Genomic DNA, 12,972 nt, shown 5'->3' on the forward strand with positions numbered 1-12,972 from the left:
GGCAGTCATGCGATGGTTTATGACGATGGGAGTGGCAGCGGCGGCGATGGTGGCGATCGCCGGGCCGGCCAATGCCCAGGATCTGGCCAGCATCCGCGCGGCGGACCGCAACGGCACGCTGATCCATGTCCAGCCGATCGCATCGAAGCATACTGCCTCGCCCCGCCTGACCGTGTGGCTGCCACGCGGTTACGCGCAGAGCGGCATCCGCTACCGCGTCCTCTACATGCCCGACGGCCAGAACCTGTTCGATCCCAAGCTGTCGGGATATGGCAAGGTCTGGGCCGCGCATACCACCGCCCAGCGGCTGATCGACGAAGGCACCGTGCCGCCGTTCATCATCGTGGGTACGTGGAATGCAGAGGGCGACCGCTATCGCACCTATCTGCCCGACACGCTGTACCGCGCTGCCAGGGGCAAGGTGTGGGCGGAGATGATCCGAAGCGCGGGCGGAAATCCGGTGGTTTCGTCGGGGTACCTCAAATATCTGACCACGGAACTGAAACCGTGGGTCGACCGCAATTATCGGACGCTGGACGGCCCGGCTAATACCGCGATCATGGGGTCCAGCATGGGCGGCCTGATCTCGCTGGAGGCGCTGGCCAAACATCCCCGCGTTTTCGGCCGGGCCGGCGCATTGTCGATCCACTGGCCGATGGGCGATCCGCGCAACATGGACCCGGATGCAGCGGAGATGCAGGGGTTGTGGCGCAATTATCTGGCACGGACGGTTGGCGCGCCCAAGGGCCGCCGGCTGTGGATCGACCGGGGCACGGCAACGCTGGACCAGTATTACGGCCCCTATTTCGACCGGGGCGTTGCCACGCTGAAGGCGGCGGGATGGCGCGAGGGCAGCGATCTGAGGGCCGAGGTCTATCACGGCACCGAACATGACGAACGCGCCTGGGCGGAACGGCTGGACGAAGTGATGACCTGGGTCTGGGGCAGTCGGGAGTGAGTGAAGCCACCCACCGCATCGTCATATTGGGCGGGGGCACCGCGGGGTGGATGGCGGCGTGCCTGATCGCGCATCACTGGCGGGATCGCGGGGTCGCGGTGACGGTGGTGGAAAGCCCGGACATCGGCATCATCGGCGTGGGTGAGGGATCGACGCCGCATCTGAAGCAGTTGTTCGACACGCTGGGGATCGCCGAGCGCGACTGGATGGCGGCGTGCGACGCCACTTACAAGGCGGGCATCCGCTTTGCCGGATGGGGCAGCGCGCATGGCCCGGCGAGCTATTTTCACCCCTTTCCCACCGCCATCGATCTGCACACCGAGCGCGACTATTTCGCCGCCTGTGCCGCCAGGCGCCGCGGCGAGGACGTGCCCGCCCATCCCGATGACTGGTATCTGACCGCCTGGCTGGCAGCGCACGGCCGCGCCGCGATCGCGCCCGACCATTTCCCGTTCCGCATCGGATACGGCTATCATTTCGACGCGCACAAGGTGGGCGCTTTCCTGCGCGGCCACGCCCTTGCGCTGGGCGTCGCGCATCTGGCCCGGACGGTGGAGCGGGTGGAGGTGACCGGCGATGGCGTGGTTGCCGCATTGATGCTGGACGGTGGCGAGCGAGTGGCGGGCGAGTTCTTCATCGACTGTTCGGGCTTTCGCAGCCTGATCCATCAACAGGCGCTGGGCGTGCCATTCCGGTCCTTTGCCGACAACCTGTTCAACGACCGGGCGGTCGTGGCCCCCTCCTCGCTGCCGGACGGCGAGATCGCGCCCCAGACCGAGGCGACGGCGCTGTCCGCCGGATGGGCATGGCGCATCCCGCTGACGACCCGCGTCGGCAACGGCTATGTCCATTCCAGCCGGTACATCGACAAGAATGCGGCAGAGGCGGAGTTTCGCCGTCACCTCAATCTGCCCGACGATCAGCCGGTGCGGTTTCTGGACATGAAGGTCGGGCGCGTGGCGGACAGCTGGGTGTCGAACAGCCTGGCGGTCGGGCTGTCCCAAGGGTTTCTGGAACCACTGGAGGCGACCGCGCTCCACATCGTCCAGTCCACGCTGGAGGCGTTCATCCAGACTTATGGCGATGGCGGATTTACCCCGCGCCACCGCGATGCGTTCAATGCCAGCATCAATATGCGATATGAGGGCATCCGCGATTACATCGTCGCCCATTATGCACTGAACCGCCGCGATAGCCCGGGATATTGGCAGGATGCAGCCGGGATCGAGGCCCTGTCCGAACCGTTGAAACAGGTGATGACCGCGTGGTTCACCGGCGGCGACGTGGCCGCGACAGTCGAGCAGCTGGGCATCGCGCGCTATTACACGCCGATGAGCTGGCACGCGCTGTTCGCCGGATACGGGATCTTTCCCGAACGGCTGGTCCAACCGCGTGGCAGCGTCCGTCCGGTTGCGGAGGTGCGGTCCTTTATCGCGGCGTGTGGCCGCAACTTTCACGCGCACCGCGAAACGCTGAACCACATGGCGACCGAATAGATTACCCTGATCGGGAAAATAGGCTTGCACCACTTACCCGGTGGGGGTAATCCGCCCCGGCTATGATGACACTTGCAGGCTCAAAGATTCGCCGCTTCCGTGAGGAACGATCGCTTTCCCGCTCCGCATTCGGGGCATGGTTCGGCACGCCCGGATCGACCGTGCAGGGATGGGAAGAGGATGGCAAGCGCGCCAATCCCGCCGTCGTCAACCAGATTGCGGCCAATGGCATCGCCCATCATCAGGACTGGTATCTGGCAGCGCCCGAGCCGTCCCGCCGCACCGAATGGCGACCGGACAGCTGGACGGGCGACGCATTTCAGGCGTTGCAGATGCCGACTTACCCCGATGCCGCTGCGCTGGACGCGGCGACCACCCAGATCGCGTCGTTTCCGCCGCTGGTCTTCGCTGGCGAGGCGCGCAACCTGACCGCCGAACTGGCGCGGGTGGCCGAAGGGAAGGCATTCCTGCTTCAGGGCGGCGACTGCGCGGAAAGCTTTGCCGAGTTCCACCCGAACAACATCCGCGACACGTTCCGCGTCATCCTGCAGATGGCGGTCGTCCTGACCTTTGCCTCCAAGCTGCCGACGGTGAAGGTCGGACGGATGGCGGGCCAGTTCGCCAAGCCGCGCTCGGCCAATACCGAGACGATCGATGGCGTCGAGCTGCCCAGCTATCGCGGCGACAATGTGAACGACATCGCGTTCACGGCAGACGCCCGCATCCCCGATCCGCAGCGGATGATCCGCGGCTATTCGCAATCGGCGGCAACACTGAACCTGCTGCGGGCATTCGCCGGCGGCGGCTATGCGAACCTGCATCAGGTGCACCGCTGGACGCATGACTTCATGGGGCAAAGCGCCTGGACGGAGCGATACCGCGATGTCGCCGACCGGATCGGCGAGGCCCTGGACTTCATGGCGGCGTGCGGGATCGACGCCGACACCGTGCCGCAGTTGAAGGCGACGAGTTTCTATACCAGCCACGAGGCGCTGCTGCTCCCCTACGAACAGGCGATGACGCGGCAGGATTCGCTGACCGGCGACTGGTACGACACCAGCGCGCATATGCTGTGGATCGGCGACCGGACGCGGTTCGAGGGATCGGCCCATGTCGAGTTCCTGCGCGGCATCGGCAATCCAATCGGGATGAAGTGCGGTCCCAGCCTGGAGCCGGACGCGCTGCTGCGGTTGCTCGACGTGCTGAACCCCGGACGGGTGCCGGGGCGGATGACGCTGATCACCCGATATGGCCATGACAAGATCGAAGCCGCCCTGCCCGCCCTGGTCCGCGCGGTGAAGCGGGAGGGGCATCCGGTAGTGTGGAGCTGCGATCCGATGCACGGCAATGTCGTGAAGGCGGCCAATGGCTACAAGACGCGGCCGTTCGAGCGCATCCTGGCCGAAGTGCGCGGTTTCTTTGCCGTTCACCGGGCCGAGGGTACACACGCAGGCGGCATCCATACCGAGATGACCGGCCAGAATGTGACGGAGTGCACCGGCGGCGCGGTGGAGATTACCGAACAGGGCCTGGCCGATCGCTATCACACCCACTGCGACCCGCGGCTGAACGCCGGACAGAGCCTGGAGCTGGCATTCCTGCTGGCAGAGATGCTGAACGAGGAAATGGGCCAGCGACGGCGGGCGGCTTGACGCTTGCGGTGCTCCTGCGCAAGCAGGAGGCCAGGGCCGCGTGGACCATCGCTTGCTGCTCTGGGCTCCCGCTTTCGCGGGAGCATGGTTAGGGTGATACCGAGAAGACCTGCCATGTCGCTATACGCCATTGACGGGAAAGGGCCGGTGCTGGGTACGGACGCCTGGGTTGCGCCGAGTGCGGACCTGATCGGCGACGTCCGGCTGGGCGATGGTGCAAGCATCTGGTTCGGCGCGGTGGCTCGGGGCGACAATACCCCGATCCTGATCGGTGCGCGCAGCAATGTTCAGGAAGGCGCGATGCTGCACAGCGATCCCGGTGCCCCGCTGACCATCGGACAGGATTGCACCATCGGCCATCATGCGATCCTGCACGGGTGCACGCTGGGCAACCGAGTGCTGATCGGGATGGGGGCAATCGTGCTGAACAACGCGCATATCCCGGATGACTGCATCGTGGGTGCGGGCGCACTGGTGACCGAGGGCAAGACGTTCGAGCCGGGAACGCTGATCATCGGTTCCCCTGCCCGCGCCGTGCGGACGCTGGACGATGCCGCAAAGGCCGGGCTGATCGCATCTGCTGCGGGCTATGCTGCGCGCGCCCGGCATTATGCTGCGGGTCTGAAGCGGGTGGATTGAGTCCACCGCGCCGTCCGTCCGACACCCGAGCGGGCATCGCGCAGCCGTGCCGTAGCGGAGTCGACAGCGCCATTGCTCGCGCTAATCTCGCATCATGGCACTTCCTGCAATCCTCGACCGTCTGCGGCTTCCCGTCATCGGTTCGCCGTTGTTCATCATCTCCGGCCCCGATCTGGTCATTGCCCAATGCAAGGCCGGGATCGTCGGTTCCTTCCCGGCGCTGAACGCCCGGCCGCAAACCCAGCTGGACGAATGGCTGCACCGGATCACCGAGGAATTGGCGGCATGGGACCGGGACCATCCCGACGTGCCCGCCGCGCCCTTTGCCGTCAACCAGATCGTCCACCGATCGAACGACCGGCTGGAGGCGGACCTGATGACGTGCGCGAAGTGGAAGGTGCCGATCGTCATCACGTCGCTGGGCGCGCGCGAGGACCTGAACACCGCGGTGCATGGCTGGGGCGGCATCACCCTGCACGACGTCATTCACGACCGCTTTGCGCGAAAGGCAGTGGAAAAGGGCGCGGACGGCCTGATCCTGGTGTGCGCAGGCGCGGGCGGCCATGCGGGCACGCTCAATCCCTTCGCCTTTACGCAAGAGGTGCGGCAATGGTTCGACGGCCCGGTCGCCTTGTCGGGGGCCATCGCCAATGGCGGCGCGGTGCTGGCGGCACAGGCGGCGGGCGCTGACCTGGCCTATATCGGCTCGCCCTTCATCGCCACGATCGAGGCGCGGGCGTCGGAGGATTACAAGCAGGGCATTGTCGACGGACGGGCAGCGGACATCGTCTATTCCAACCTGTTCACCGGAGTCCACGGCAATTACCTGCGCCGCTCGATCGAGGCGGCGGGGCTTGATCCCGACAATCTGCCCGACAGCGACCCGAGCGCGATGAACTTCGGCGGCGGCGCTGCCAAGGCATGGCGCGACATCTGGGGATCGGGCCAGGGCATCGGCGCGGTGACGGCGGTGGAAAGCGTGGCCGAACGGGTCGCGCGGCTGTCGGCAGAATATGCGGCGGCGCGGGCGCGGGTGTGCAGCGCGGGTTGAGGCCACGAAAGCGGGAGACCCTCACCCTTCCCACCGCTTCGCGGCGGGCCCCTTCCCTCTCCCGTAAACGGGAGAGGGAGTGAGCGGCGTCAGCCGCGGAAGGGTGAGGGAGGCTTCTTCGACGCGGAAACGGCACTGGCGCACTGTCCCTTCATCGGATTAAGGATGATTGGACCATGTCCATCGTCTGCAACGTCCAATCCTCCGTCCTTGGCCAACCATGGCGCTGGCGCTCGCCCGCCAATGCCGCCGATCAGGGGTTTTCGCCCGATGACCTGACGACCCGGCTGCTGATGGCGCGGGGCTGCGCGCGCGAGGATGTGGAGGCGCACAAATCGCCGTCGATCCGCGCATTCATGCCGGACCCCTCCATCTTCCGCGACATGGACCGGGCCGCCGAGCGGCTGGCCGATGCGGTCGATCGGCGCGAGCAGGTGGCGGTGTTCGGCGATTACGACGTCGACGGAGCCACTTCGGCTGCGCTGCTGATCCGGCTGCTGCGCGATCTGGGCCTGGCCCCCCGCCCCTATATCCCCGACCGGCTGATGGAGGGCTATGGTCCGTCGGGCGAGGCGCTTGTCCGGTTGAAGGGCGAAGGCGCGGACCTGATCGTCACGGTCGATTGCGGGGCGCAGGCGTTCGACGCGCTGGCCATGGCGCGGGACGCCGGGGCCGAAGTGATCGTGGTGGATCACCACAAATGCGCGACCGAGCTGCCCGCCGCCTATGCGCTGGTCAATCCCAACCGTCTGGATGAGGCCGAGGGCGCAGCGCACGGCCATCTGGCGGCAGTGGGGGTGGCGTTTCTGCTCGGCGCGGCGCTGGTGCGGGTACTTCGCGGCCGTGGCTACTTTGCCAGCCGGGCGGAGCCGCGTTTGCTCGACCTGTTGGACATTGTCGCGCTGGGTACTGTGGCCGACGTCGCCGCCCTGCGGGGTCTCAATCGCGCCTTCGTGGCGCAGGGGCTGAAGGTGATGGCCGGTCGCCGCAATATCGGCCTGAATGCCCTGATCGAGGCATCGCGGCTGACACGGGCACCGAACTGTACCGATCTGGGCTTTGCGCTGGGGCCGCGCATCAATGCGGGCGGGCGGGTCGGCCGATCCGACCTGGGGGTCCGGTTGCTGACCACCAGCGATCCGGCAGAGGCGCGCAGCATTGCCGAGGAGCTCAACCTGCTGAACGAGGAACGCCGCGCGATCGAGGCCGAGGTCCAGCAGGCAGCGGAGGCAGAAGCCACGCATCATGGCGACCGGGCGGTCGCGGTCATCGCGGGCAATGGCTGGCATCCCGGCGTCATCGGGATCGTCGCGGGCAGGCTGAAGGAAAAGCTGGGACGGCCCGTGATCGTCATTGCCGTGGACGAAGCAGGCATCGGCAAGGGATCGGGGCGCAGCATCGCTGGCGTCGATCTGGGCGCGGCGATCCTGGCGGCCAAGGACATGGGCCTGCTGATCGCGGGCGGGGGCCATGCGATGGCGGCTGGCGTCACCATCGCTGCCGACCAGGTGCAGCGATTGGCCGATTTCCTGCACGAGCGGCTGTCGGCGACCGTCGATCGCGCAATGGGGGAACGCGCATTGCTGGTCGATGCGATGGTGACGCCGCGCGGATTGAACCCCGCGCTGGTCGATGCGCTGGAGGCGGCCGGCCCCTATGGCATGGGCTGGCCCGGCCCGCGCGTGGCGACCGGACCCGTCCGGATCGTCCGGTGCGACGTGGTGGGCAACGGCCATGTCCGCGCGATCGTGAACGGCGATGATGGTGCCAGCCTGAAGGCCATGGCGTTCCGTTCGGCGGACACGCCGCTGGGCCAGGCGCTGCTCGCGGCCCCTTCGCATCGCCGCCTGTGGCTGGCCGGTCGAGCGAAAACCGACGATTGGGGCAGTCGTCCGGCGGCCGAACTGCATCTGGACGATGCGGCATGGGCGAATTGAACGAAAATTTCGCTCCACCGGGTTGACCCCCGCCCGCCCCTGACATAGGGAGCGCGTCCGTCGTCTTCGACACGGCCCCTTCGTCTAGCGGTTAGGACGCGGCCCTTTCACGGCTGAAACACGGGTTCGATTCCCGTAGGGGTCACCATCGACCGGACGCCAGATCGGCGTCCTCGGGTCGCTTCATTCCGACAGCATCATCGCCGCGACCGCCATGGCGATGCCCGGCACCAGGACGCGGCCGGCACCGGGCAATCCCATTTCGCTCAACATGTTGGACAGGCCCGTCGTCATGGCGCGCTGCGGAGGTTCGCCCGGTACTTCCCATGCAGGGCGCAGCGCCGCTGCCAGCACCGGACTGCGTACGAACAGCAGGTCGACGATCGCCGGGCCGGGTTGTGCGCCCCATTCGGTCTTGTACCCGGTATCGCCGCATCCCCAGTCCACCGTTTCGACGCCCAGTGTGACGGCATGGTTCAAGGCATGGACCGTCACCAGCGCACCGGGGCTGATCCGGGCGAATGCCTGATCGTAGCTGCTGGCAACGGCATAGAGCATCGGCCCGCAAATCAGGTCGAAGGAAAAGGCAACCGGCCGCCCGTCGATCGTCAGGATCGTTGCGCACAGCCGGTCGGCCAGGTGGCGATCGCCAATCACCCGGTTCCAACAGGCAAGCGATTCCGGCTTCAGGAACTTGGCACCGCTATGATCGGTGCTGCTGCCGACCCAGCTGGCCGCTTCGATGTCGGCAAGCTGACGGAGCACGGCCGGGCTCCATTCCCGGCCTCGGACAATCCGGACGTCCGGCGTGCCGATTTCCTGGATCCGCCGCTCCGCAGTGCGCATCTTGCGCTTGAGGCTCGGACCGGGAAACGCTCCCGTGGCAAACTGCTCGGCAAGCGGCTGGCGGAAACTGACGCCAAGGCGACGTTCAAGCACCTGCCAGCCGAGCCGGCCGGCCGCGTCTCGCATCAGATTGGCCTGGCGATCGTCGGACAGCACCGGTCCGATGCGAAGCAGAGGCCCGATGCTTTGCTGGACCCGGCGTTCCCCAAGGACGGCCACCAGATGATCGACGGTCAGATCGGGGGATGCGGGAAAGCTGCGAAATGGCCAGTAACATCCCGCCATCGCCCGGCCTGCCGGGATCGAGCCATGCGCCGCCACCAACGGCAACGCAGCAAGCGGCACGCGCGACGGGCTTTCGATGAACAGGGTCTGGGATCGCTGGGCGGTGGGTCGATCGAACCAGGCACGGCGCAGGAACCGATGGCTTGGCTGGCCCTGCTCCGCCAACCGGTCGATCACCGCCGGAAAGCCCGACAACAGATGGACGACCGGCGGCCCGCAGGAAAATCTGCCAAAGTCCGATGCGGCGGGTGCCGTCGCCATGTCGTTTCTTCTTTCCCCTTACGCCCTGGCAATCCGGCCATAGCGGGGAAAGGATACCTGTTGGTAAACCCGCGATCGGAAACGAAGCCGTGGGTTTATGGCGGGTGCGGATCAGCGGCGGCGACGCGGCACCGACACAGGCTGCACCACCGGCCGGGCGGGCGCGAACGCCACTTCGCCGGGGGCAAGCGCGAACCAATTGGCCGCGACGACCCGGTTGAACCGTTCGTCATCGACCGCATCCGGCAGGATTTCGATCATCGGCGGCGGCAGTGCGCCGGGGGCCTGACGCAACAGGGCGATCGGTTGATCGGTCACCGCCACGCTGCCCCCCATTTCGGTTTCGCTGAACAGCCGCCGGGCAAATGCCAGCGGAAACCGGATGCAGCCATGCGATGCGGGATAGCCCGGCAAGGCACCGGCGTGCAGCGCGATCCCGGTCCAGGTCAGACGCTGCATATAGGGCATGGGGGCGTTGGAATAGAGATTGGACCGGTGAAACACCTTTTTCTGCAGGATGCTGAATTCGCCGATGGGCGTTTCCTTGCCCCGCTTGCCGGTGGATACCGTCGATACGCCGATCAGCGTGCCGTTGCGATAGACCAGCGCCAGTTGCATCGGGATGGACACGACCACCGCCACCGGCCCCTGGGTCGGGGCATCATCGAACCAGCGATGATCCCCCGGACGCATCCGCTCCACCCCGGCCAGGGGCACCGGCAACAGCCCGTCGGCGGCGGCCTCGGCCTGCGCCGGGCCAGTCATGGCGACCAATGCCATCGCCGCACTCAGGAGGATCAGGGACTCGCGCATGGCGCATTATTGCAAGTTTTTCGGGCCGATCCAATGCTGGTGAATGCGGCATTAACCCTGCCTGGCGCGCCGGGCCGTGCGGCTTGAGCGACCGACCGAAGGGCGCGGGGCGACTCGACCGGTACGACCTGCTACGCTGGATGCCACGGCGACGATGCGGAGCAGCATAGCGGTTTATGGCGCAGGCGGACGATTCCATTCAGCGGCGATTTGGACGACGGGAGATTCTGGCCGGCATCGGTCTGGTCGGATCGGGGCTGGTGGCGGGTTGCGCAAGTCAGCGGGCGACTGGCGCATTCAGCCTGCGCACGGCCGCCGCGCCGCACGAACCGGTGCCGGTGCCCGCAGGGGCGTTGCCCGCCGAACCGCCTGTGCTGGTCGCCAGACGGGATGCGCCGCAAGGCGTTAGGCCCGACCTGTATCGCCGTGCGCTGGCCGCGATGGAATGGCATGGACCGAAGATCGCGGTGCGCGACCGGATCGTCATCGCCGATTTCACGCCAGGTTCCGCCCGCCCCCGGTTGCAATTGATCAACCTAGAAGATGGACAGGTCCGTGAATTGCTGGTGTCGCATGGCAGCGGATCCGATCCCGGCCATACCGGTTTCCTGCAGCGTTTCTCCAACGTGCCGGACAGCGAATGCACATCGTCGGGCACCTATGTCACCCGCGATTATTATGTCGGCCAGCATGGCCATTCACAGCGGCTGATGGGACTGGATCCGACCAACAACCTGGCGTGGGAACGGGCGATCGTCATCCATGCCGCCTGGTATGCGAACGCCGACATGATCCAGAAGCACGGCAAGCTGGGCCGCAGCCAGGGCTGTTTTGCCGTGGGCGAAACCGAACTGGCCAACCTGTTCGGCGCGCTGGGCGAAGGCCGCATGATCTATGCCGGCAAATCGAACGAGGTTCAGGCCGCGGCCTGAACGGCGTTAGTGGCGCGTTCGCCACTTTGCGATTAAAGGCGGGGGATGACCGCCCTGCCCTTTTTCGACATCCATCGCCACGGCCTGATCCGCGTCGGCGCATGCACGCCGCGCGCGACGGTTGCCGATCCGATGGCGGCGGCGGAATCGATCATCGATCTGGCGCGGCGGGGCGACGCGGCCGGGGCCGATCTGCTCGTCTATCCCGAACTCAGCATCACCGGCTATGCCATCGACGATTTGCACCTGCAGGATGCGCTGTGCGATGCGACCGAACGGGCGCTGGCAGCGATCGTCGCGGCCAGCGCCGAATTGACGGCGGTGCTGGCGGTGGGCGCTGCCCTGCGCCACAACAACCGCCTGTACAATTGCGCGGTGGCCATCGCACGCGGCCGGGTGCTCGGCGTGGTGCCCAAGTCGTTCCTGCCCAATTACCGGGAATATTACGAAAAGCGCTGGTTCGCGCCCGGCAGGGGCGTGCCGATGGGAAGCATCCGGGTCGCGGGACAGGATGCACCGTTCGGCACCGACCTGATCTTTGCCGCGGACGACCATGCAGATTTCGTCTTTCACCTGGAAATCTGCGAGGATTTCTGGGCGGCCATCCCCCCGTCCAGTTACGGCGCACTGGCGGGGGCGACGATCCTGGCCAATCTGTCGGCTTCCAACATCACCATCGGCAAGGCGCGGGAACGCGCGCTGCTGTGCGCCAGCCAGTCCGCCCGCGCGGTCGGCGCCTATGTCTATTCGGCGAGCGGGCCGGGCGAAAGCACGACGGACCTTGCCTGGGACGGCCAGGGCATGATCCATGAACTGGGCGAGATGCTGGCGCAATCGGAACGGTTCGACCTGGCGAGCGAAATGGTGCTTGCCGATGTGGATGTCGAGCGTATCCGGCTGGAACGAATGCGGATGGGCACGTTCAACGACAGCGCGGCGGCCGCCGGTCATCCCGAAGCCCGGTTCACGCGCATCGCCTTCACCCACGGGGCAAGCGCGGCGGATCGCGGATTGATGCGGCACGTCCCCCGCTTCCCCTTCGTGCCCGACGATGCCGCGATGCTGGATGCCGACAGTTACGAGGCGTTCAACATCCAAGTCGAAGGGCTGCGTCAGCGGATCGTCGCATCGGGTGCGAAACGGCTGGTGATCGGCATTTCCGGTGGCCTCGATTCCACCCATGCGCTGATCGTCGCGGCAAAGGCGTTCGATCGGCTGGGCCGTCCGCGCACCGATATTCTGGGCTTCACCATGCCCGGCTTCGCGACCAGCGAGGGTACGAAAGGCAATGCCTGGGCGCTGATGCGCGCAATGGGCATTTCGGCGGAGGAAATCGACATTCGGCCCGCCGCCCGCCAGTTGCTCGGCGACATGAGCCACCCCTTTGCCAGCGGCGAGCCGGTGCATGATGTGACGTTCGAGAATGTCCAGGCAGGGCTTCGCACCGATTATCTGTTCCGGCTGGCCAATCAGCGCGAGGGGATCGTCGTCGGCACGGGCGACCTGTCCGAATTGGCGCTTGGCTGGTGCACCTACGGCGTCGGCGATCAGATGAGCCATTATGCCGTCAATGCCGGCGTGCCCAAGACGCTGATCCAGTATCTGATCCGCTGGACCATCGCCACTGGTCAGTTCGATGCGCAGACGAACAGCGTCCTGCAAGCCATTCTGAATACGGAGATATCGCCGGAGCTGGTGCCGCCCGGTGCGGATGGCGCGATCCAGAGCACGGAGTCGATCATCGGCCCCTATGCGCTCAACGATTTCTTCCTTCACCACATCGTGCGGTTCGGGATGCGGCCGTCGAAGGTCGCGTTTTTGGCCTGGCACGCATGGCACGATGCGGCTGCGGGCTCATGGCCCGCCGGTTATCCGTCGGACGGACGACCATCCTATGATCTGGCGACGATCCGGCACTGGCTGGAGAAGTTCCTGAAGCGGTTCTTCCAGACCAGCCAGTTCAAACGGTCCGCCCTGCCGAATGGGCCAAAGGTTTCGGGCGGCGGCGCCTTGTCCCCGCGCGGCGACTGGCGGGCGCCATCGGACAGTGTGGCAACGGTGTGGCTGGACGAATTGCGAAGCGGCCTGAGCGACACCTGAAA

General features: G+C 66.3%; 10 protein-coding genes and 1 tRNA gene. 9 read left to right on the top strand and 2 right to left on the bottom strand.

The window, feature by feature from the left end; translation table 11 throughout:
- Positions 1-19 precede the first annotated feature (19 nt).
- From ACPVPU_RS10855 to ACPVPU_RS10885, 7 genes are all read left to right on the top strand, one after another.
- Complete coding sequence (locus ACPVPU_RS10855) at positions 20-958, top strand: alpha/beta hydrolase (protein WP_448657958.1); 939 nt, start codon at positions 20-22, stop codon at positions 956-958.
- Entirely contained in the window at positions 955-2,454 is a 1,500-nt protein-coding gene (locus ACPVPU_RS10860) for a tryptophan halogenase family protein (protein WP_448657959.1), read from the top strand. The genes ACPVPU_RS10855 and ACPVPU_RS10860 overlap by 4 nt, the downstream gene beginning before the upstream one ends.
- A gap of 62 nt (positions 2,455-2,516) precedes the next feature.
- On the top strand, positions 2,517-4,106 hold the full coding sequence (locus ACPVPU_RS10865; RefSeq protein WP_448657960.1) for a class II 3-deoxy-7-phosphoheptulonate synthase: 1,590 nt from the start codon (positions 2,517-2,519) through the stop codon (positions 4,104-4,106).
- Positions 4,107-4,220: 114 nt separating this feature from the next.
- Positions 4,221-4,745, top strand: a complete 525-nt coding sequence (locus ACPVPU_RS10870; RefSeq protein ID WP_448657961.1) for a gamma carbonic anhydrase family protein — start codon at positions 4,221-4,223, stop codon at positions 4,743-4,745.
- Between the two features lie 94 nt (positions 4,746-4,839).
- On the top strand, positions 4,840-5,796 hold the full coding sequence (locus tag ACPVPU_RS10875; protein WP_448657962.1) for an NAD(P)H-dependent flavin oxidoreductase: 957 nt from the start codon (positions 4,840-4,842) through the stop codon (positions 5,794-5,796).
- 176 nt (positions 5,797-5,972) lie between these two features.
- The gene (gene recJ, locus ACPVPU_RS10880) at positions 5,973-7,733 is read left to right on the top strand and encodes a single-stranded-DNA-specific exonuclease RecJ (RefSeq protein WP_448657963.1); all 1,761 of its coding nucleotides are present in this window, start codon (positions 5,973-5,975) and stop codon (positions 7,731-7,733) included.
- A 73-nt stretch (positions 7,734-7,806) separates the two neighbouring features.
- Positions 7,807-7,881 (top strand) — tRNA-Glu (locus tag ACPVPU_RS10885).
- Between the two features lie 35 nt (positions 7,882-7,916).
- Here the strand turns inward: ACPVPU_RS10885 and ACPVPU_RS10890 are convergent.
- Together ACPVPU_RS10890 and ACPVPU_RS10895 are read right to left on the bottom strand one after the other, a co-directional pair.
- The gene (locus ACPVPU_RS10890; RefSeq protein WP_448657964.1) at positions 7,917-9,125 is read right to left on the bottom strand and encodes a GNAT family N-acetyltransferase; all 1,209 of its coding nucleotides are present in this window, start codon (positions 9,123-9,125) and stop codon (positions 7,917-7,919) included.
- A 111-nt stretch (positions 9,126-9,236) separates the two neighbouring features.
- Positions 9,237-9,938: a L,D-transpeptidase family protein gene (locus ACPVPU_RS10895; protein ID WP_448657965.1), complete on the bottom strand. Its 702-nt coding sequence runs from the start codon at positions 9,936-9,938 to the stop codon at positions 9,237-9,239.
- Between the two features lie 176 nt (positions 9,939-10,114).
- Between ACPVPU_RS10895 and ACPVPU_RS10900 the strand changes: the two genes are divergently transcribed.
- Positions 10,115-10,870 carry a murein L,D-transpeptidase catalytic domain family protein gene (locus tag ACPVPU_RS10900; protein ID WP_448657966.1) on the top strand — a complete coding sequence of 252 codons (756 nt, stop codon included), beginning with the start codon at positions 10,115-10,117 and terminating at the stop codon, positions 10,868-10,870.
- A 45-nt stretch (positions 10,871-10,915) separates the two neighbouring features.
- Positions 10,916-12,970 (top strand): NAD(+) synthase, encoded by a 2,055-nt coding sequence (locus tag ACPVPU_RS10905; protein ID WP_448657967.1) that lies wholly within the window; start codon positions 10,916-10,918, stop codon positions 12,968-12,970.
- The last annotated feature ends 2 nt before the right edge of the window (positions 12,971-12,972 follow it).

The sequence above is a fragment of the Sphingomonas paludis genome, from assembly GCF_053502515.1.

Excerpts from the sequence above, each read along its gene's own strand:
- ACPVPU_RS10870 (WP_448657961.1), top strand. The coding sequence starts at position 4,221 with ATGTCGCTATACGCCATTGACGGGAAAGGGCCGGTGCTGGGTACGGAC.
- ACPVPU_RS10875 (WP_448657962.1), top strand. The coding sequence starts at position 4,840 with ATGGCACTTCCTGCAATCCTCGACCGTCTGCGGCTTCCCGTCATCGGT.
- ACPVPU_RS10905 (WP_448657967.1), top strand. The coding sequence starts at position 10,916 with ATGACCGCCCTGCCCTTTTTCGACATCCATCGCCACGGCCTGATCCGC.
- ACPVPU_RS10895 (WP_448657965.1), bottom strand. The coding sequence starts at position 9,938 with ATGCGCGAGTCCCTGATCCTCCTGAGTGCGGCGATGGCATTGGTCGCC.
- ACPVPU_RS10855 (WP_448657958.1), top strand. The coding sequence starts at position 20 with ATGACGATGGGAGTGGCAGCGGCGGCGATGGTGGCGATCGCCGGGCCG.
- recJ (WP_448657963.1), top strand. The coding sequence starts at position 5,973 with ATGTCCATCGTCTGCAACGTCCAATCCTCCGTCCTTGGCCAACCATGG.
- ACPVPU_RS10865 (WP_448657960.1), top strand. The coding sequence starts at position 2,517 with ATGATGACACTTGCAGGCTCAAAGATTCGCCGCTTCCGTGAGGAACGA.
- ACPVPU_RS10890 (WP_448657964.1), bottom strand. The coding sequence starts at position 9,125 with ATGGCGACGGCACCCGCCGCATCGGACTTTGGCAGATTTTCCTGCGGG.
- ACPVPU_RS10900 (WP_448657966.1), top strand. The coding sequence starts at position 10,115 with ATGGCGCAGGCGGACGATTCCATTCAGCGGCGATTTGGACGACGGGAG.